This is a genomic window from Rhizobium sp. BK377 (assembly GCF_014193935.1).
Classification (GTDB): Bacteria; Pseudomonadota; Alphaproteobacteria; order Rhizobiales; family Rhizobiaceae; genus Rhizobium.
The window spans coordinates 819,825-837,807 of record NZ_JACIAC010000002.1 but is presented as its reverse complement, the minus strand read 5'-3'; the positions used below and the strand labels follow the sequence as shown (position 1 = coordinate 837,807).

At 57.9% G+C, this 17,983-nt stretch carries 19 protein-coding genes; 12 read left to right on the top strand and 7 right to left on the bottom strand.

The annotated features are described in order from the left end of the window. The first annotated feature begins 66 nt into the window (after positions 1-66). On the top strand, positions 67-954 hold the full coding sequence (locus FHT92_RS12925) for a DMT family transporter (protein ID WP_183825624.1): 888 nt from the start codon (positions 67-69) through the stop codon (positions 952-954). Here FHT92_RS12925 and FHT92_RS12920 read toward each other — a convergent pair. Then, on the bottom strand, positions 951-1,814 hold the full coding sequence (locus tag FHT92_RS12920) for a helix-turn-helix domain-containing protein (protein ID WP_183825621.1): 864 nt from the start codon (positions 1,812-1,814) through the stop codon (positions 951-953). The two genes, FHT92_RS12925 and FHT92_RS12920, sit on opposite strands and share 4 nt — an antisense overlap. 134 nt (positions 1,815-1,948) lie before the next feature. Here FHT92_RS12920 and FHT92_RS12915 point away from each other — a divergent pair, with 134 nt between their 5' ends. The 6 genes from FHT92_RS12915 (at position 1,949) to FHT92_RS12890 (ending at position 5,369) form a co-directional block, all read left to right on the top strand. After that, positions 1,949-2,884 carry a phytanoyl-CoA dioxygenase family protein gene (locus FHT92_RS12915; protein ID WP_183740985.1) on the top strand — a complete coding sequence of 312 codons (936 nt, stop codon included), beginning with the start codon at positions 1,949-1,951 and terminating at the stop codon, positions 2,882-2,884. Positions 2,885-3,037: 153 nt separating this feature from the next. Beyond that, positions 3,038-3,436: a DUF427 domain-containing protein gene (locus FHT92_RS12910; RefSeq protein WP_183825618.1), complete on the top strand. Its 399-nt coding sequence runs from the start codon at positions 3,038-3,040 to the stop codon at positions 3,434-3,436. Between the two features lie 121 nt (positions 3,437-3,557). After that, complete coding sequence (locus FHT92_RS12905; RefSeq protein ID WP_183825616.1) at positions 3,558-3,911, top strand: DUF1428 domain-containing protein; 354 nt, start codon at positions 3,558-3,560, stop codon at positions 3,909-3,911. A 72-nt stretch (positions 3,912-3,983) separates the two neighbouring features. Next, positions 3,984-4,406 (top strand): secondary thiamine-phosphate synthase enzyme YjbQ, encoded by a 423-nt coding sequence (locus FHT92_RS12900; RefSeq protein ID WP_183740976.1) that lies wholly within the window; start codon positions 3,984-3,986, stop codon positions 4,404-4,406. Between the two features lie 122 nt (positions 4,407-4,528). Beyond that, positions 4,529-4,837 carry a hypothetical protein gene (locus tag FHT92_RS12895; RefSeq protein ID WP_183825612.1) on the top strand — a complete coding sequence of 103 codons (309 nt, stop codon included), beginning with the start codon at positions 4,529-4,531 and terminating at the stop codon, positions 4,835-4,837. Positions 4,838-4,985: 148 nt separating this feature from the next. Beyond that, positions 4,986-5,369, top strand: coding sequence for a hypothetical protein (locus FHT92_RS12890; protein WP_183825609.1), 384 nt, complete (start codon positions 4,986-4,988; stop codon positions 5,367-5,369). Between the two features lie 112 nt (positions 5,370-5,481). Here the strand turns inward: FHT92_RS12890 and FHT92_RS12885 are convergent, their stop codons facing one another. Continuing rightward, a complete protein-coding gene (locus FHT92_RS12885; RefSeq protein WP_183825606.1) occupies positions 5,482-6,225 on the bottom strand; it encodes an SIMPL domain-containing protein in 744 nt (247 codons plus the stop codon). Between the two features lie 229 nt (positions 6,226-6,454). Between FHT92_RS12885 and FHT92_RS12880 the strand changes: the two genes are divergently transcribed. From FHT92_RS12880 to FHT92_RS12870, 3 genes are all read left to right on the top strand, one after another. After that, positions 6,455-7,192: a glycosyltransferase family 25 protein gene (locus FHT92_RS12880; RefSeq protein ID WP_183740966.1), complete on the top strand. Its 738-nt coding sequence runs from the start codon at positions 6,455-6,457 to the stop codon at positions 7,190-7,192. Beyond that, positions 7,186-8,529, top strand: coding sequence for an O-antigen ligase (locus FHT92_RS12875; protein WP_183825603.1), 1,344 nt, complete (start codon positions 7,186-7,188; stop codon positions 8,527-8,529). Before FHT92_RS12880 ends, FHT92_RS12875 begins: the two co-directional genes overlap by 7 nt. A gap of 418 nt (positions 8,530-8,947) precedes the next feature. Then, positions 8,948-11,164: an adenylate/guanylate cyclase domain-containing protein gene (locus FHT92_RS12870; RefSeq protein ID WP_183825600.1), complete on the top strand. Its 2,217-nt coding sequence runs from the start codon at positions 8,948-8,950 to the stop codon at positions 11,162-11,164. 14 nt (positions 11,165-11,178) lie between these two features. On the opposite strand, the gene FHT92_RS12865 is transcribed toward FHT92_RS12870, so the two are convergent. The 3 genes from FHT92_RS12865 to FHT92_RS12855 all read right to left on the bottom strand — a co-directional run bounded on the left by FHT92_RS12865 (position 11,179) and on the right by FHT92_RS12855 (position 13,710). After that, the gene (locus FHT92_RS12865) at positions 11,179-11,691 is read right to left on the bottom strand and encodes a YHS domain-containing (seleno)protein (protein WP_183825597.1); all 513 of its coding nucleotides are present in this window, start codon (positions 11,689-11,691) and stop codon (positions 11,179-11,181) included. A gap of 30 nt (positions 11,692-11,721) precedes the next feature. Then, positions 11,722-12,312 (bottom strand): ankyrin repeat domain-containing protein, encoded by a 591-nt coding sequence (locus tag FHT92_RS12860; RefSeq protein WP_183825595.1) that lies wholly within the window; start codon positions 12,310-12,312, stop codon positions 11,722-11,724. Between the two features lie 825 nt (positions 12,313-13,137). Beyond that, positions 13,138-13,710, bottom strand: coding sequence for a hypothetical protein (locus tag FHT92_RS12855; RefSeq protein ID WP_183825592.1), 573 nt, complete (start codon positions 13,708-13,710; stop codon positions 13,138-13,140). Positions 13,711-14,099: 389 nt separating this feature from the next. Here FHT92_RS12855 and FHT92_RS12850 point away from each other — a divergent pair, with 389 nt between their 5' ends. After that, a complete protein-coding gene (locus tag FHT92_RS12850; protein ID WP_183825589.1) occupies positions 14,100-16,070 on the top strand; it encodes an ATP-dependent endonuclease in 1,971 nt (656 codons plus the stop codon). 248 nt (positions 16,071-16,318) lie between these two features. Here the strand turns inward: FHT92_RS12850 and FHT92_RS12845 are convergent, their stop codons facing one another. Continuing rightward, positions 16,319-16,555: a hypothetical protein gene (locus FHT92_RS12845; protein ID WP_183825586.1), complete on the bottom strand. Its 237-nt coding sequence runs from the start codon at positions 16,553-16,555 to the stop codon at positions 16,319-16,321. Between the two features lie 163 nt (positions 16,556-16,718). Further along, positions 16,719-17,444, bottom strand: coding sequence for an XRE family transcriptional regulator (locus FHT92_RS12840; protein WP_246735252.1), 726 nt, complete (start codon positions 17,442-17,444; stop codon positions 16,719-16,721). A gap of 95 nt (positions 17,445-17,539) precedes the next feature. On the opposite strand from FHT92_RS12840, the gene FHT92_RS12835 reads away from it, so the two are divergent. After that, positions 17,540-17,872 (top strand): helix-turn-helix domain-containing protein, encoded by a 333-nt coding sequence (locus tag FHT92_RS12835; protein WP_009994523.1) that lies wholly within the window; start codon positions 17,540-17,542, stop codon positions 17,870-17,872. The last annotated feature ends 111 nt before the right edge of the window (positions 17,873-17,983 follow it).

The following is a 17,983-nucleotide window of genomic DNA, read 5'->3' as shown; positions in this document are numbered from 1 at the left end:
GCAATTTCGTTCAAGACCCTTGGCCTCTCAGCCTGTTTGCTTGCCCTGTCTCGAAAGGAGCGGCAGATGAGCAGGGAATTTCCAGGTTATATCTATCTCACATTGGCCATGACGACGGTCGGCAGTACCGTTGTCGCCAGCAAGGTCATTGCTTCAGGATTGCCGCCTTTTACGGCGACGGCCCTGCGTTTTGCGGCGGCTTTTCCCTTTTTCCTCTTTCTGATGCACTTGACAGGGTCGCGGCTGCCGCGGCTTTCCGGGCGGGACTGGATGATCCTTGTCACGCAGGCTGGTGCCGGAAGCGTCGGCTATACGACGCTGTTAATTTCGGGCCTATCGCTGACATCGGCGGCCAATGCCGGCGTCATCATCGGCACGCTGCCGGTCGTGTCAGCGGCGATCTCCATCCTCGTGCTCGGCGAGCGGCCGCAACGCTTCCTGCTTCTGGCAATCGGACTGGCGGCGGCCGGCGTCTTTTCTATTGCTTTTTCGCCGGCTGCCGGCAGCGGCTCTCTTGTCGGTGACATGCTGATTTTCGGCGCGGTCGTTTGCGAGGGGCTGTTCATCCTGCTCAACAAGCGGCTTGGCACCTCGATCCTGCCATTGACGCAGTCGGCGCTGATGACGGCCATCGGCTTCGTCGTTGCGGGTGTGCCCGCCTTGTTTGAGCATCATGATATCGGCATCGCTTCGCAACCCGCACTGGTTGCGGTCGTCTATTACGCGTTGGTGCCGACTGTCGGCGGTTTCATTCTCTGGTATGCGGGAGCGGAGCGCGTCAGCGGTGCGGAGGCCTCTCTCTTTACGGCTGTTGCGCCGGCAACAGCCGTCATTTTTGCCTTCCTGGTCCTTGGAGAAGCGGTCGGTTCCAACCAGATTTTCGGGATCGCCTGCGTTCTGGCGGCGGTCATAGGCCTTGGCCTCACCAGCCTGCGGCGAACGGCCAAGGTTTAAGCGGGGCGGAAGACGTTGCGATATTCCCGTGGCGTCATTCCGGTCTGCGTCCTGAATTGCCTGTTGAAATTGGCAAGCGAACCATAGCCGACGGCATCGGCGATATGGCCGATCGGCTGGGCCGTGGCCGAAAGGCGGGCGCAGGCATCACCGATGCGCATGCGGATCAGATAGTCCGATACGGTGGTGCCGGTATGGCGGCGGAAGAGCCGGTGCAGGCCGGAGACGCTGAGCGCGGCTATATCGGCGAGTTCTTCCAGTGCGACCGTGCGGGCATAATGCAGATGCAGATGGGTGAGGACACGGTCGATGCGCTCACGGCTCTCCTGCAATTCCCGGCTCTGGCCGGGTGTGCTGGCCAAAGCCGATGCCTGCCGGTCGCCGGCGAGGGCGCCGAGGATGCCGAAGAGCGAGAGCAGCCGTTCGGCGGGCGGCTTTGTAAAGATCGCTTCGATATTGTTGCGGACGGCTGCGGCGGCTTCCTTTGAGAAATGAAGGCCGCGATCGGCGCGAGCAAGCATCGCCTCGACCGGGCGAAGCTCGACGGCCCCTGATGTCATCTTCTGTATCCAGTCCGGGTGGAACCAGAGCACGAGGGCGACATGCGGGTTTGCCTCGTTATATTTCGCACGCGATACCCAGGTGTGCGGCAGGTTTGGGCCGACGAGGACGAGGTCGCCGTTCTCATACTCTCCGGTATGGTCACCGATGAAACGCTGGCCGATGGAGTTCAACGTGAGTGTCAGCTCGAATTCGGGATGGTGGTGCCACTGGAAGGGGATCGCGTCATCCAGCCGCCGGTTCAGCATGCTCCAAGAGCTGTCGGCGTGACGTGGCAGGATTTCGAGATACGGCCTCATCAAGCGCCTTTCAGATAATTGACGCTAGAATAGTATCATAATTTGCCAAGCTGGCACAACATGAGCTGCGATGGGCCGCTACACTCCCTCCATTGCCTGAAACAACAGGAATGCATCAATGACGGGAGGATCTCATGGAACTGGCAGTGAAACGCGACGCTCATCCGACGGCTTCGTCGGTTACCACCCAGCTCAAGGACATCAAGAAGAGACTGCCGCTGCGGGTGCTCTCGGAAGCGGACTGGCAGCACTGGACGACGAAGGGCTATGTCATCGTTCGCCAGGCCGTTCCTGCAGCGAATGTCGAGCGGCTTGTGGAGGTGCTCTGGCGTTTTGACGAGAAGGATCCGAACGACGCTTCAACTTGGTATGCGCCGCAGCGCCGTGAGCACAAGATGAAGGAGCTTAACAATACCGGCATGCTGGAGATCTACAATCACCAGGCGCTCTGGGATAACCGGATGGAGAAGCGCGTCTACGACGTCTTCGTCGATATCTGGGACCGCGAAGACCTGTGGGTGACGATCGACCGCGCCAATCTCAACCCGCCGAAGAAGGTCAAGGGCAATCCGAACGGCTTCATCCACTGGGATGTCGATACGTCCATCCGGCCGCTGCCGATCGGCGTGCAGGGCGTGCTGAGCCTCAAGAAGCAGGACGGCGATGTCGGCGGCTTCCAGTGCGTGCCCTATCTTTTCGAACATTTCGAGGAATGGGTGAAGACGCAGCCCGAGGATCGTGACCCGATGCATCCCGATATGACCGGGCTTTCCGTCGTCAATATTGACATGGAGCCGGGCGATCTGATGATCTTCAATTCGCTGCTTGCCCATGGCGTTCGCCCGAACCATGCGGAGAACCGTGTGCGCATGGCGCAATATATCTCCATGCACCCGGCCGAATACGACAATGCCGAAGAGCGCGAAGAGCGCATCCGCCTATGGCGGGAACTCGACCATCCGAAACGTGATGCCTTCCCTGGTGACCCGCGGGAGTGGGAAAAGCATAATGCCAAGACTGCCGAGCTGACGCCGCTCGGCCGCAAGCTGCTCGGCCTCGACCGCTGGTAAGCGGATAGCAGATCACGAGCCGTGGAGGTGGACGCCTCCGCGGCTCTTTCCTAAGCGCCGCATCTGCGGGCTCATGAAATACGCCGCCCCCTTGGGTTGCTCGCCTGCGTACCCTATCTCTTTCGGAGCGAACTCAATCCGGAGATGACATCCATGTCAGGCAAGCCGATCAAGATTCCCGGGCCGGATCATCCGATCACCGTCGAACACAATCCCTCCCGTGTCGTCGTCAAGCTCGGCGACCGCGTGATTGCCGATACGCATGATGCGCTGACGCTTCGCGAGGCTTCCTACCCGCCGGTGCAGTATATTCCACGCAAGGATGTGGACATGTCGCTGCTGGAGCGAACCGACCACACGAGCCATTGCCCCTACAAGGGGGATGCCTCCTACTATAGCATTCCCGATGGCGGCGAGCGTTCGAAGAATGCGATCTGGACCTATGAGACACCCCATCCTGCCGTTGCCAACATCAAGGACCATCTGGCCTTTTATCCTGACAGGATCGATTCCATCGAAGAGCTGTCGTCGCCCGAAGTAGGGCAGTTCTAAGGGCACAGCCGAGGGCTCTCGTCTCCTCGCGGCATCGGCCGCGGGCGTTAATTGACGCGGCAATGTCGGATGTGGCCAGCGTCGAACGTCCTTCGGACGTTAACACGAGAGGAGAAGTGCAATGTCCTACGTTGATGGTTTCATCGTCGCCGTTCCCCGCGGAAATGTCGCTGCCTACAAGGAATTCTCCGCCTATGCCGGGTCGATCTGGAAGGAATATGGCGCGCTCGAATATGTCGAGTGCCTCGGCAATGACGTGCCCTACGGCGAATTGACCTCGTTTCCGCGTGCCGTCATGGCCAAGGATGATGAGGTGGTGGTCTTTTCCTGGATCCTCTACAAATCGAAACAGCAGCGCGACGAGATCAATGCCAAGGTTATGGCCGACTCGCGCCTTTCCAGCGACAAGTGGCAGATGCCATTTGACGGCAAGCGCATGATCTATGGCGGCTTTGAGGAGTTGCTGCGGCTTTAGCATTGGACCCGCCATTGACTTCAAGGGCAAGGCGCGCCACCTCGCGTGAGACAATCCGCGACGGAGACCGCCTTGCCCCAGACAATAGTAACGCTTTCCACCCGTGGTCAAGGCCTCTACGAATTCACCGATCAAGCCCGAGCCTTCGTGCGACAATCCGGCATGGAGGAGGGGCTGCTGACAGTTTTCGTGCGCCATACCTCCTGTTCGCTGCTCATTCAGGAAAATGCGGATCCCGATGTGAAGACGGATCTCAACAGCTTTTTCCGTCGCCTCGTGCCGCCATCATCCGATCCATCAATGCAGTGGGTCGTGCATACGACAGAGGGACCGGACGATATGCCTGCTCATATCAAGGCGGCACTTACCCAGGTTTCGATCAGCATTCCCATCAGTCGCGGTCGATTGGTACTTGGCACCTGGCAAGGCATCTATCTCTTCGAGCACCGTGACCGTCCGCACCGGCGCGATGTGGTGCTGCATTTGAGTCCGTGAGATCATTACGCCTTGTGAATGCCAACTGAATGGATGGTTCGAACGGCATTCAGCTTCGTGCGTTTAGTCTTGCGACAATCCCAAACGGGAGATCGAGGAAACACTACGAGGAGACAAACCCAATGTCGCATTTCCTTGCCAAGGCTTCGCTTGCCGCACTGCTCGCTTTGAGTTCCATTCCGCTTGCTGGCTCCGCCGCTTTCGCTGCGCCCCAGACGGATTTCGTTGTCAAGGCGCAGTATTATCACCGCCCGCCGGTTCGTGGCTGCTCGCCAATGCAGGCCATTCGCAAGGCCCGCTATTCCGGCCTGCGAGACGTGCGCATTTCCAGGATCACGCCCCGCCGTGTCGTCGTTGCCGGCCGCGACCGCCGTGGCTGGGACCGCATGACCTTCGCCAATGTGCGCGGCTGCCCGCTCATGTATCGCTAATTCGTTCAGCCGGAGCCCGGAAAACTCGCGCTCCGGCCGTTTTGCCTTGACCGCGACGCTTTCGCCTGTGTTCTCTCGTAACTGTGTGTAAGTGATTCCGGAACAGCTCCGGCAGTTGCCCGCGGCTACCAACCACGAGGATCTTTTCATGATGCAGTTTCTGGCGAAGGCGGGGCTTGCCGCCCTTCTTTCCGCTGCTGCGCTGGTCGGCACCATTGCGCCGGCTGCAGCCCAGGTGAATATCATTATCGGCGAACCGGACCGTGGTCCGCCTCCGCCGGACTGGCGCCGTCCGCCACCACCGCCGCCGGGTTATGGCCGTCCGCCTCTACCCCCACCGGGCTACGGGCGCCCACCGCGTGGCGGCTGCGATCCGCGCATGGCGGAAAACATCGCCGAGGATTACGGCCTGCGCCGCACGCGCGTCGTCGATATCACCCCGCGCCGCGTTATCGTGCAGGGCTGGAGCCGCCGCGGCCCGAGCGAGATGACCTTCGGCAACGTTCGCGGTTGCCCGCTCCTGCGCCGCTGATACCAGGCGCACGATCGTCCATCGCATAAAAAACCGCCCTTGCAGACAGCAGGGCGGTTTTCTTTTGAGCGGCCTTCCCGTCGGGGCAGGGCGCCGAAGCGCCCTGCGAAGGTTATTGCTCGATTGCGAAAGTCACGCTGACGGTGACATTATAGCTGTTCTCGCCGCCCTGAACGGGAACGGCGGCGACATCGGAGGCTTCCTTCATCATTGCGGCGCGGTAGACCGGCTGCGGCATCGGGCGCACGACATTCTCGCTGATCTCGACGACGCGGCCGACCTTCACGCCGGCGGCTTCGCTCAATGTCTTCGCCTTCTTGATCGCATTGGCGACAGCGTTCTTGCGGGCTGCCTCCAAGGCTGCTTCCGGCTTGTCGTTGGTGAACTGGATATCGCCGCCCTGGTTGATGCCGAGCGTGACGGACTGGTCCATGATCTCGCCTAGTTTGGACAGGTCGCGGACGCGAACGGTGACCGAATTGCTGGTCTGATAGCCGATCAGCTGCGGCGGCTGCGGCTGGTTATCGACCGGCTGCGGGTAGTTGTACTGCGGCTGGATCGAAAAGCCCGAGGTCTGCAGGTCGCGGTCGGCAATGCCGCTCTTCTTCAGTGCGGTCAGCACCTCGCTCATCGCCTTGTTGTTTTCGTCGAGCGCTTCGCGCGCGGTCTTTGCCTGTTTGATCACTGCGAGATTGACGACGGCCATATCGGGAGCCAATGCCGATTCGCCCTCTCCTGATACGGTGATGACCGCTTCGCGCGGCCGATTCTCCTGCGCCAGAAGCGGAGCGGATGCCGCAAGCGGTACGCTCAGAAAGGCTGTCAGAAGGGCAGTCTTGGTGTAGTTCGGCGCCATGTTTATTCCTCGGCTGTTTGCGTCCCTGAGAGCTTTGTGTCTGCGGATTGTGAAGCTATTGCGGCAGGAATCGATATGAGAATTGCTTTATCACGATGATTGCTTTCGACTAAAGAGTGTAGGGGGTAATCAACGCGTGGTAGGTAATCTGGGCGTGCGGATGTTGCCCGCGGTTAAGCCTCGACTTATAAAGAACCGCATTCCTGTCTCACGCTGAAGTTTCGCTTTTATGAAAATCGGTGCCTATGTCATCAACCTGAATCGCTCCATCGCTCGCTGGGAAGGGCTTTCGCGGAAAGCCAATTCACTGGCGCTCGACGTCGTCAGGATATCCGGGGTGGATGGCTCGCAGATCCAGCCGCACGACAAGGCTGACATCAACAAGCGGCAATTCCTTCTTCGCAATGGCAGGAACTATTTGCCGGGCGAGCACGGCTGCTATCGCAGTCACGTCAAGGCGCTCACCGAGTTTCTCGACAGCAGCAACGATGCGGCGATCATCATGGAAGATGACGTTGAACTAAAGGCCGATCTGATAGAACGTGCAGAGGCTGTGCTTGCCGCGATTCCGAAAGCCGAACTGGTCAAGTTGCTCAACCACCGGTCCAAGGGCTTCATGCAGAAGGCGACGACGAAATTCGGCGATGCCATCGGCCGCTGCATCCATGGGCCGCAAGGTTCGGCCGCCTGCTATCTGGTCACCCGATCCGGCGCCAAGAAGCTTCTGAGGACCATGAACGTCATGGTCTATCCCTTCGATGTGGCATTAGAGCGCGGGTGGTCGACCGAGGTTAATACCTTTACGGTCAAGAACAATCTGATAGAGCTAGGGCCGAACAGCCACGAAACGGCGATTGCGACGAAGCTCGACTACAGGCGGCAGAAATTCAAGGGAATACGCCGCTCCGTCACGCATCTGCTTCGCGCCGCCGACTATGCTAGAAGGGTGCAGTATTCTCTATGGTAGCGAGCGAAGAGCCGATTGCCACGCCCTCCCGTCTCAAGCCCGTCCTCGTCATCCTGTGGCTGCTGCTGATTTCGGCTCCCATTCTGGAGAGCGACAGCTATCGCTATGCGGCGCTGTTGCTGATCGGGGCGACCTTTGTCTGGTTCAAGCCAAATCTTTGGCTGCTGAGGCGAGACTGGCTCGCCAATGCCTGCCTTGCCTGGGGCGCCTACGCGCTGCTGCGCTTCCTCTTTGGACTTGTTGTCGACGGTGAGAAGGGTGCGTCCGACTGGCTTTACGCCTTTCCGCTGTTTTTCCCCGCTGTCGGCATCGCACTTTATTCCAGCCGGAAACATATCGAAACGGTGTTTGCGATCTATTTCTCGATCGCCCTTGCCGCCTTGCTGATCTCCACCGACTACCGGCTGATTCTTGCAGGCGACGACCGTATTTCGCCGCTCTTCCATAACAACCTGATCCATGGTGCGATCGGCTGCGGCTTCTTGATGATCGGTGCCTTCTACTGGCTGTTGCATGCCTGGGAGACCGGCAAGCTCGAGCGCCGTTCCGGCAGCTGGATCATTGCCGTCGCGACGCTCATCATCGCGCTCTGCCTTTTCAACATTTACGGCTCCAAGGCGAAAGGGGTCTGGCTGAGCCTCGTCCTCGTCGGACCTCTCATGCTGGCCTCGCTGCTGCTTTATGCAAACAGACGCCGGGCCGCGCTGGTAGGGGCTGTCGTCGTCGCTCTCCTCGCAGCAGCGCTTTTTGTCGGCGGCGATGATATCTGGAGGTTTGCTGGTCCGACCTACGAGGCCACCGCGCGGATCGAGACTGATATCTCTGCGCATGGCATGTGGAATGCTGTGGTTGCTGCGATCGCGTCAAAAGATACGCCGGAATCGATGAGCGAGCGGCTGCAGCTCTGGGCGAATGCTTCGGAAGTAATTGCTCAGGCGCCCCTCTTCGGTGCAGGCAATCACTGGCTCACACTTTGGAGCTCGACCACCTATGCCGGCGTGCCCTATACGCTGCTCCATAATGGCTATTTCGAGATGCTCGTCCGTCACGGGCTGTTCGGCATCATCGTTTTCGCCATATTGGCAACAGGCATGTACAGCCGAGTTTTTGCCGCGTGGAGAGCCAGGCTGATTAGCCTCAGCGTCCTGCTGGCCTATAGTATGGTGACGCTATTCTTCCTTGGAACGATCCTGTCCAACTCCAACAACCGGCTGGCAATCGGCGAATCGTTCTTCTTCATGTTTTCCGCCGTCGCGTTTGCCTGTGGGATCATGTTGAAGAAGGGAGAGATCAGGCAGGATACCGGCATGGTATCTGGAGATCAGAAGGCTGCCTGAGGGGGCGATGAGACCCGGCCCAAGGGGTTGCCGAGCGCTCCTTAAGCTGGAGCACTCGCGTTGTCAGATGCCGAAATCGTCCAGAAACGAGGGGTGGACCGCGGTCTTCCTTGCCTCGCGCGCATCACGATAGCGCTGCTGGGCAGAATCGAAGCTGTTGACGATCCGTCGCATGAGGCCGCTTTTGCGGCGTTTGAAAATCAAGTGCATAGCAAAGTTCACTTTTGTTATTTTTGTTAGCCGGCGAGCATGTAATTTGTGCGCGGCGCTGCAACAATGGGCATTTTGGCATGCCACCTATGCAGAATATGACAGTGACATGACAAAGGCGCAGATTCACAGCCTTTCGTCGTCGATGGTATCGGCCATAGCGGTGCTGTAAGATGCTGCTGTCGTCCTTTCGGGGGAAGAGACTGACATGGAGCGCCGCCTTGCAGCCGTGCTGATTGCCGATGTCGTGGGCTATGGCCGGTTAAGCCAGGTCGATGAAGAGGGAACGCGTCTACGGTTCCAGGCAGACATGAGGGAAATCGTCGAGCCCCTGATAGCCGAGCATAGCGGGCGGCTGGTCAAAACCATGGGCGACGGTCTGCTGGTCGAATTTCACAGTGTGGTCGAGGCCATGCGCTGCGCGGTGGACGTGCAGAAGCTGAAGGCGAAGCACAATGCGGAGATACCAGCCGATTTTCGTCTGGCTTTTCGCATCGGCATCAACCTGGGTGACATTATCGTCGAGGGGACAGATATCCACGGTGATGGCGTTAATCTCGCCGACCGTATGCAGGCGCTCGCCGAGCCCGGCGGGATCGCGATCTCCGGGCCAGCCTACGACCAGGTGAAATCGAAGCTCGATGTCGGTTTCGTTTCGCTCGGCGAGCAAAGGGTCAAAAGCATCGCTGAGCCCGTGCGCGTCTACCGCGTCGTGTTCGATCCGGCGGCAGCAAGGAAGTTCAGCAATTTGCGAAAGTATTTCAGCCGCCGGCGCGTCGCGGCAATGGCTGCGGCTGCCATCCTGCTCATTCTGGCCGGGGCGGCGCTGTGGTGGCAGCCGTGGGCGCTGCTCGAAAACCCGTCGTTGACCCAACGCTTTGCCTATCCTTTGCCGGACAAGCCGTCCGTCGCCGTATTGCCATTCATCAATGTCAGCGGCGACGTGCAGCACGATCATCTTGCAGAAGGCCTGACCGATGATCTGATTACGGAACTGTCGAAAGTCTCCGGCCTCTTCGTCATCGCGCGCCATTCCGTCTTTGCGGTGCGCGATGATGGCGGCAAGATACAGGATGTGGCGGCCGAGCTCGGTGTTCACTACGTCCTTGAAGGGACGCTGCAGCGCGCAGGCTCGCGATTGCGCATCAATGTCAAACTGATCGATGCGCTGAGCGGCCTTTCCCTCTGGGCCGAGCGCTACGACCGCGAATATGCCGATCTCTTCGCGGTCCAGGATGATGTCATCAGCAAGATCATTGCAGCACTTGCCATCAGGCTCAGTGAGGGCGAGCGCACGCAGCTGGCGCAGATCCCGACGGAGAATCTCGAAGCCTACGACTATTACATGCGCGCCGAGCAGGCAGGCCTCACCTATGGAGACGTGGGGACCTACCGCGAGGCGCTGTCCTATTATCAGAAGGCGATCGACCTCGATCCGAACTTTGCCGATGCGCATGCGGGGATCGCGCGCATCGCCGTCGATGTCTGGCGCAACGACTACAATATCCTCTGGTCGGCGGCAGTGGCCCGCAAGATCGCCTATGACGCGGCAGGGCAGGCATTGAAGATCGATCCGAACAATGCGCGGGCGCATACGGTCCTTGCCCTCCTGCAACTGGTCGACGGGCGCCAGACGGAGGCGCTGATATCGGCAAACCGTGCCGTGCAGGCGCAGCCGAGCGACGCTGAAGCCAATGGCAATCTGGCCCTCGTGCTCGCTCATATCGGCAATCATGACCAGGCAACCACCGAGATGGAAAAGGCGCTGCGCTTCGATCCTTCGCCATCTCCCGGCTTCCAATTGCTGGCGGGTATCGTCTTCTACATCATCGGCGATGACGACCGGTCGATTTCGCTGATGGAGGCGGCCCGCGACGCGCTTCCCAATGCGGAGGCTGCGCGCGAATTCCTGACCGCAGCCTATATCGAGGACGGCGACAAGAAACGCAGCCTGCAGGAGAAGACGAAGCTGCTGACGCTCTTTCCCGAAAGCAATCTGACCTATTACAGCTATCTCTACGACTACTGGCGCAAGGACGATCTGAACCTGCATTTGAGCAGGCTGCAGAAAGCGGGAATTCCCGAATGGCCCTTTGGATTTCAGGGCGAGAAGGCCGATCAGATCACCGGCGAGCAGTTGCGCGATCTCATCAGCGACAAGACCTGGACCGGCAAGCATCGCAACGGCACGCAATTCGTCCAGTTCTTCGACAAAGCGGGCAATACCGCCTATCGCAGCGCCAATACGAATATTACCGGCACCGTCGAGATCAGGGGAGACTGGCTCTGCGAGAAATTCCCGGGCTATTTCCTCGACAGGATGGTCTGCGGCAACGTCTATCGCAATCGCGCTGCCGACGAGCCCGGCGCGATATATGTGCATGTCACGCCGCAGGCGTTGAAATTCTTCTCGATCGGGGGCTGACGGCCGACTGGCAGCTATTGGGCAGAGGGATGCTGCCAGTCTTTCTGTGCCTTCTCCGAGATCAGGATGTTCTGCACTTCCGACCAGTGCTTTTTGGAGTCGACCACCTTCGTCGGGTTCTTCACCAGCCCTTCGGCCGCACCCGGATCATAGCTGATATAGAGCTTGCCATCGATGATCCGCCAGGCATTCGGATCGATATTGGTGGTCACCGTTCCGAACGACACGCCATCGGCGCAGTAGCCGCCATATTGCGGGGCATATTTTCCGGGGTCCTTGACGAACATGTCACGATGCTCGGCGCTGGCGAAATACCAGGTGGCGCCCAGCCAGTGATGGGAATATTGGGGCGATCCTTCCACGGCCTTATCATCCGTGAAATAGGCGACCGGGTCGTAGCCCTTGATCGCCACATCCCCGAAATAGCCCGTATTGACGAAGTCTTCCGCTGTGGCCTCGTTTGCCAACAGCAGGACGGCAAGGCCGCCTATCGCTGCGGCCTTCACAAATCCATTCCAGTGAGACATTTCAATGCTCCCGTTTTCAGGCGCGCACGCTCATTTTCGCTTCGTGCATTCGTCATAGAGCCACTGACCGGTGAGGTCGGCTCCCTGACAGGCGGCGCCTGCTTTCAACAAAAGAGTGACGGCGTCCCAGTGCGATCGCCATCCTGCCTGGGTCACCGGCGTGTAGCCGTTTCTTTCCTTCGGCTCGATATCGGCCTTCTGCGCAAGCAGGAAAGCAATGACATCGGCATGGCCTTCCTCGGCCGCCGCATGCAGCGGCGTCATATTGTAAAAGTTCTCGTGATCGTTGACGGAGGCGCCTCTCGCCACCAGCAGTTCCACGATATCGAGATGGCCGCCATAGGCCGCCGCATGCAGAGCCGTCAGCCCACCCTTGTTGCGGATTTCGATGTCGCAGCCGCGATCAAGAAGAAGGGTGACGACATCGGCCTTGCCGGACAGCGCGGCAATCAGCAGCGCCGGTTCGCCGGTGTCATCGGGTTCGGAGAGGTTTGCGCCCTGATCCGCAAGTTGCTTGACGCGCTCGACATTGCCGTCGCGCGCGGCGTCGTGCAGTGGGCCCGCGGAAGCCGCGGAAATCCCAAGGCCTAAGCAGATGAAGCTGATCCAAAAGACATTCATCGCGCACCCCCGTCTTGCCATTACTGGCTTCACAAGCGCGAACGCGTAGTTAAGCTATCATGAATATGCGGGGGCGGCAATGAATGGCGATGCTATCGGCAGGCTCGGAAACACGGCAGCTGTCCACGGTGACACTCGAGATGTTATGCGCAAGAAAAGAGATCCGCATACGCCACCTCGGGAGGTCTTCAAATCATGAGGGCGCTCCTTTCGCGGAAAAAGACGCTTGAGGCCTCTCTTCGTCAAAGGCGGTTTAACGTCCCTTCGAACGATTGGCGCCAATTCTAAAATTCCGGAATCCCGTGTCAAAATTCCGGATTTTCGCGTCTGGCTACACTCGCGTCCGGCTACATTCAGTATTGTTGTCTGACACCTATATCCGGAAAATGTGGGATTGTCCGGGATTTGCCGGGAAGCTGCGCGAACAGCCTAAAAATCAGGGGCTGTGAGCCAAAGGCGCGATCACGGGGAGACCTATCTTTGTCAGCGCGAAACGGAAATTATCTATCATTTGGCGCAACAGGGGCTGCGTGGTCCGAATTCTTCGAGGTCTCTTCGAAAAGCGCAGCAGTGGTCCTCAAATCCTCTTCAAACCCCTATGGATCAAGGCTTTCGTCATCTTTGGCTTTTACGCGATCAGTCACATTTGTCGGCAAAAAAGGTGCGTGCAACAAAAGAAGATTTCCACATGGGAGAGGATATTTTCAGAAGGGATAAAATAGAAAGAAATATCAAAGAGATAAGCGGAATCCGCTCCAATAAGATTTCCACGCGAGAATTTCCCTAATCGTTATGCCGGACGCCGCTTTCGGACGACGCCCTTGACTAAAAGCGAGGTCCTTTCAGGCTTGCCAGGCTCAAGTCACGCGCGTACACGCCGAAACGCGTACCCCAACCCCGTACGACGATGTGGCTGCCCTGTGAAAGGCTCGATCTGATACTCTCGGGGACGTGACACACTCGGCCGATAAGATAGGGCATGTCTTCCAATACGACCGGAGAGTGGCAGTTCTTTCCACCAAGATCAGTTGCTCGCAGTACCGTAAACGGAAGCGCAACTTCATGGCCTGAGATCAGTGGGAGCAGCAACGGCCAAATGAACAGAAGGCTGCTACCCATAAAATAACCGGCAAACGGGCTGACTGCGACAGCGATGACGCGCTTCAGTTCACTCATTTGTTTGCCACCTCTCCAGGCGACCCAGACCAAAAGTGCCGCATACAAGAAGCCCGCGATAATTCGCAGAAGGTTTGTCTCTGCCATCCACTCGGCAGACGGTATGAAATTGAAGCCCACTAAGGCAAACGACGAAACACAGCCGAGCAATAACAATGAAACTACTGGAATCGCCAAGAACTTTGGGAGCTGCGAATTTTCTGGCTTAATCGAACTGTCCATAACGCCTCAAAACAATCAGCCTGAATTTTGTGAATAAAATACCGTTCAAGAATTGAAAACCCCAGGAAGTTGTTATTCGTTAATTTACTCCGCAAGCCTGAGCTGTATGATCCCCGCGTAGGAAATATAACTGTGAGTCGCAACCACTTGCCATGACTAAAGAAACAGCTGAATTCGCGTACGATCTTCACACCGGCCTGTCTTCGGTAAGAGTTACAGAGTTCGACCAGCTTCAGTTGATCGGTATGGCAGCTTCGCTTGCCGTCCATATAAAAGGCTTGGGCGATATAGACTACGAGGTTCTGAGAAAGGTCTCAGACCATTTCATGGCTATACCTCAACGATCTGAGGGAGACGTTCCTTGAAGTCGAGCGACAGGGTGGTTTGAGATGAAGCTGAAGGAATACAGGGTCCGCGAGTTCCGTAGCATTTGGGACACCGGCCCCATTAAGGTAGATGACCAGACTACCTGCTTTGTGGGAAAGAACGAGGCGGGGAAGACTACTGTTCTGACGGCCCTTTATCGCACCAACCCGATTCGACCAAAGGACGCCGTTTTCGACGAGACCTACGACTATCCGAAGCGGGAAGTGGAGGATTACCTACACGCGGTCGAAAGTGGCGAGCGCGAGAAGGCTGTGGTAGTCAGTTGCACTTATGAACTCGAACAGGATGACTTCGACGCAATATCGGAGGTCTTCGGACCAAAGGCGTTTACGGGCCCGACATTTACGCGTGATTGCTACTACGGCAAGAACAGCAGCATGGGTTTCCTGGCTTGCGATGAGGCTGCGGCAAGGAAGCACCTCGCTGACAACTCAGCCTTGACTGATGACCTAAAGACCAAGCTCCTTGAAGCGCCAAGCTGGCAGGCATTTGCGGCGACGCTCGACGGGACAGAAGCTACTGAAGCTGTCACGGCGCTTAAAGCTCTGGTCGCTAAGGTCATCAAGAGCGGCAATGTTCGCTCTTACATCTACAATAACTTGATCTGGCCCCGCGCGCCCAAGTTCCTCTACTTCGATGAATATTACCAGATGGAGGGACAGGCCAACCTTGACGCCCTCATCGCGCGCGAGGACGATGACGAGCTTTTGGGTTCGGACTACCCGCTCATCGGCCTCATCAATCTGGCGCGCCTCGACCACCGCAAGCTCGTGGCCACCAACAACACGGTGGAACTGAAGAATAAGCTGCAAGGTGCCGGGAACCATCTCACTCAGCGTATCGTCAAGTACTGGTCTCAGAACAAGCACATACAGATGCGCTTCGACGTGCGTGACGCCAAAGCCGGAGACCCTGACGGGATGCAGCAAGGGGTCAACGTGTGGGGCGAAGTGTATGATTCCGTGCACTGGGCCACGACGCCGCTGAGCAATCGGTCACGGGGTTTTGTGTGGTTCTTCTCGTTTTTGGCCTGGTACGAGGATGTGAAACGCCAGAAGCAGAACGTCATCCTGCTGTTGGATGAGCCTGGTCTGTCTTTGCATGGTCGCGCGCAGGCGGACCTGCTGCGCTATTTCGATGCGGAGTTGTCTGGCCACCAACTCCTGTACACCACGCACTCGCCGTTTATGATCGATCCCACCAAGTTCGAGCGTGTCCGGATTGTACAGGATCTAGGCATCGACGCCCCGGAGGCGCTGCCCAGGGAGGAGGACGGCACAAAGGTGCTGGCCAACGTGTTCGACGCCACCGACGACAGCTTGTTCCCCTTGCAGGGTGCGCTTGGCTACGAAATCCAGCAGACCCTGTTCATAGGGCCAAACTCGCTCATCGTAGAGGGAGTCGCCGACATGCTTTACCTGCGGGGGGTGGCAGCCCAATTGGCCCGTGAAGGCCGCGAGGGGTTGTCTGAGGATTGGGTCATCACGCCTGTCGGTGGCAGCGGGAAGGTGCCCACTTTCGTGGCGCTTCTCGGATCGCAGAAGGGGATCAAGGTTGCTACGCTATTGGACATTCAGAACAGCGACAAACGAATAATTGAAGACCTGTACAAGAAGAACCTGCTCACCAAGAAGCGGGTGTCGACCTACGCGGACTTCACCGGCACTGCTGAAGCTGATGTGGAGGACATGTTTGATCGATCGTTCTACCTAGAACTGGTCAACGGCGAGTACGGCAAGCAGCTTGCGTCGAAGATCACGCTTGCGAAGCTCAACCAGAATGTGCCGCGGACGCTTCGGGCGATTGACGCTTGGCTGGCCGACAACCCCATGAAGTCCGGTTCCTTCGGCCACTACAGGCCCGCGCGCTACTTCACCGAGCAGCTAGCCACACTTTGGCCGAAGGTGTCGGATGAGACCAAGGATCGGTTTGAGGCGGCGTTCAAGCATCTGAACGGGCTGTTGTGTAATTAGCAGCAGTTGCCACATTCTCGGTGCGCTCTGGAGTCGGCTTGCACGACTTTTGAGGTACCAGCGGACATGCAACTCACGACCTCAATTCTGTCACTTAGTCAATCCTGCTTGACGTCCGCCTCGAGCCGATAGCGGTTGTACAGGAAGAAGGGCTGGCAAGCTTGGCAATCGATCGATTGGCTAGCCATTTCCAGCTTTTTCCGAGGGCGTTTTCACGCCTTCGGTCAGCAATCGGCATATGTGCCTACTCAGGCTGCGATATCTGCAATCTCGCCGTATTGGCATAGCACGCGCGGGCTGGTCATATCGCCGCTTTCCATGTCGACCATCACTGCATAAGCAGCGACACCAACGAACCTATCCGCCATCGCGCCGGCGAGCCGTTCTGCAGCTGCGGAGTTTGACGCCTGCCGCATCTCGCCTGGGGCAATGTTCCCGCGCACTTTCTTAAATGGCATAACGATAAATTTCTCACACAATGACATCGGCAAATCCTTTCTTTTTTAAACCGATGTTCTTATTTTGTTCGCATAAGTTGCAAAGTCAATCGGAGATTTACCCATCCGGCGGGGAGTGTGGATATAGCTGCTGCCAGGCTTTGTAGCACCTCGAAATCGACACCCGCCCGACCTGTGGATAACCGGTGGATTAACGGACGGGCATGGGTGCATGGCCAGTGAACATGATGCGCCCACCGACGCGCAGCTCGTCGATGCGATCGGCAGTAAATTCCTCCGATGGATACCCAGCGGCGATGTTGTCAGAGGTGAGGTAGAGCTTTCCGTCTAAGGACCATCGAGCACGTTTCACGAGGGCTCGATCCATCACATTGAAATGGTAGATGCGTCCATCGTCGACCTCAGTCTTTGAGGCGTCGGCGATGAGCAGTGCGCCGTCCGGTATCGTCGGCCACATGGAGTCGCCGCGAGCTTCCAAGATGTAGCAATAGTCCGGGTTGGCGCCGAGGTTACGCAGGAAGTCGCGGGCGAACGCCACTTCTCCGACTGGCATCTCATTGACTGGTACCAGGCCCCGCCCTGCAGAGGCCCGTGCATCAAACCTTGGCAGCCGCACTATGGTTTCGTTCACCTCGGCTGGCAGATTTTTGCTAGAAGCATCACCTCGGTCGTCCTCGCCCATCAACCAGGCGACGGAAACGCCCGTGGCTTGAGCGATTTCGATGATCGTCGAGGCCTTTGGCTCGCTTTTTCCTGACACATAGTCGGACAAGGTTCGTCTACTTACCCCTGACAGTTCTGCTTCCAGTTTATCCAAACCGCCTATCAATGCAGCGGCTTCGCGGATCCTTGTGCCTAAATCGCCCATGCTTCCTTGCAGATTTCTGCGGAGCAGGCAGAAATCTGCTTGCCACATGGCAGAAGACTGCTATCCTCTCCATAAATACGGACCAAATCACCCATGAAAAGGGAGGCCGGCCAGGGCCTCCCTCATCACATCGAGGATCCACTATGCACCGGCCCCAGCAGGCGGACAAGAAGACCAGGAAGGCGATCGACAAGATTGCTGAGATGACAGCGATCAAAGGTCGGCTTTTTACCGCCGGCCTTTCTCTTCTCGATATCGATCGCACCTATCAGCTCCCGCGTGGAACGGCTGGAACGACGCTCCGGGAGCCTAATGCGGCTGGGGAGAGGGCGATCGCTGCAGCTCTCGGTACAAGGCCACATTTGCTGTGGCGGTCGCGTTACCACGCCTCCGGTCTGCGGAAATCCCCTCAACCCCGCGAGAACTATGAGCGTCCGGCCACGATGGCACAACGCCAAAACGGCACGGCGGCGTAGACATGCGCAACCCCTTCATTCCCTCACGTTCCCCGGTTTGCGAGATTGCAAATCTGGTCCTGATTTTCGGCGTGACTTTTGCAGGCCTGACGGCGGCGGCAGCGGCTCTGG

What these genes read in the sequence shown, in the direction of transcription:
- FHT92_RS12925 (WP_183825624.1), top strand. Translation starts at nt 67, where the DNA reads ATGAGCAGGGAATTTCCAGGTTATATCTATCTCACATTGGCCATGACG.
- FHT92_RS12920 (WP_183825621.1), bottom strand. Translation starts at nt 1,814, where the DNA reads ATGAGGCCGTATCTCGAAATCCTGCCACGTCACGCCGACAGCTCTTGG.
- FHT92_RS12915 (WP_183740985.1), top strand. Translation starts at nt 1,949, where the DNA reads ATGGAACTGGCAGTGAAACGCGACGCTCATCCGACGGCTTCGTCGGTT.
- FHT92_RS12910 (WP_183825618.1), top strand. Translation starts at nt 3,038, where the DNA reads ATGTCAGGCAAGCCGATCAAGATTCCCGGGCCGGATCATCCGATCACC.
- FHT92_RS12905 (WP_183825616.1), top strand. Translation starts at nt 3,558, where the DNA reads ATGTCCTACGTTGATGGTTTCATCGTCGCCGTTCCCCGCGGAAATGTC.
- FHT92_RS12895 (WP_183825612.1), top strand. Translation starts at nt 4,529, where the DNA reads ATGTCGCATTTCCTTGCCAAGGCTTCGCTTGCCGCACTGCTCGCTTTG.
- FHT92_RS12890 (WP_183825609.1), top strand. Translation starts at nt 4,986, where the DNA reads ATGATGCAGTTTCTGGCGAAGGCGGGGCTTGCCGCCCTTCTTTCCGCT.
- FHT92_RS12885 (WP_183825606.1), bottom strand. Translation starts at nt 6,225, where the DNA reads ATGGCGCCGAACTACACCAAGACTGCCCTTCTGACAGCCTTTCTGAGC.
- FHT92_RS12880 (WP_183740966.1), top strand. Translation starts at nt 6,455, where the DNA reads ATGAAAATCGGTGCCTATGTCATCAACCTGAATCGCTCCATCGCTCGC.
- FHT92_RS12875 (WP_183825603.1), top strand. Translation starts at nt 7,186, where the DNA reads ATGGTAGCGAGCGAAGAGCCGATTGCCACGCCCTCCCGTCTCAAGCCC.
- FHT92_RS12870 (WP_183825600.1), top strand. Translation starts at nt 8,948, where the DNA reads ATGGAGCGCCGCCTTGCAGCCGTGCTGATTGCCGATGTCGTGGGCTAT.
- FHT92_RS12865 (WP_183825597.1), bottom strand. Translation starts at nt 11,691, where the DNA reads ATGTCTCACTGGAATGGATTTGTGAAGGCCGCAGCGATAGGCGGCCTT.
- FHT92_RS12860 (WP_183825595.1), bottom strand. Translation starts at nt 12,312, where the DNA reads ATGAATGTCTTTTGGATCAGCTTCATCTGCTTAGGCCTTGGGATTTCC.
- FHT92_RS12855 (WP_183825592.1), bottom strand. Translation starts at nt 13,710, where the DNA reads ATGGACAGTTCGATTAAGCCAGAAAATTCGCAGCTCCCAAAGTTCTTG.
- FHT92_RS12850 (WP_183825589.1), top strand. Translation starts at nt 14,100, where the DNA reads ATGAAGCTGAAGGAATACAGGGTCCGCGAGTTCCGTAGCATTTGGGAC.
- FHT92_RS12845 (WP_183825586.1), bottom strand. Translation starts at nt 16,555, where the DNA reads ATGTCATTGTGTGAGAAATTTATCGTTATGCCATTTAAGAAAGTGCGC.
- FHT92_RS12840 (WP_246735252.1), bottom strand. Translation starts at nt 17,444, where the DNA reads ATGTGGCAAGCAGATTTCTGCCTGCTCCGCAGAAATCTGCAAGGAAGC.
- FHT92_RS12835 (WP_009994523.1), top strand. Translation starts at nt 17,540, where the DNA reads ATGCACCGGCCCCAGCAGGCGGACAAGAAGACCAGGAAGGCGATCGAC.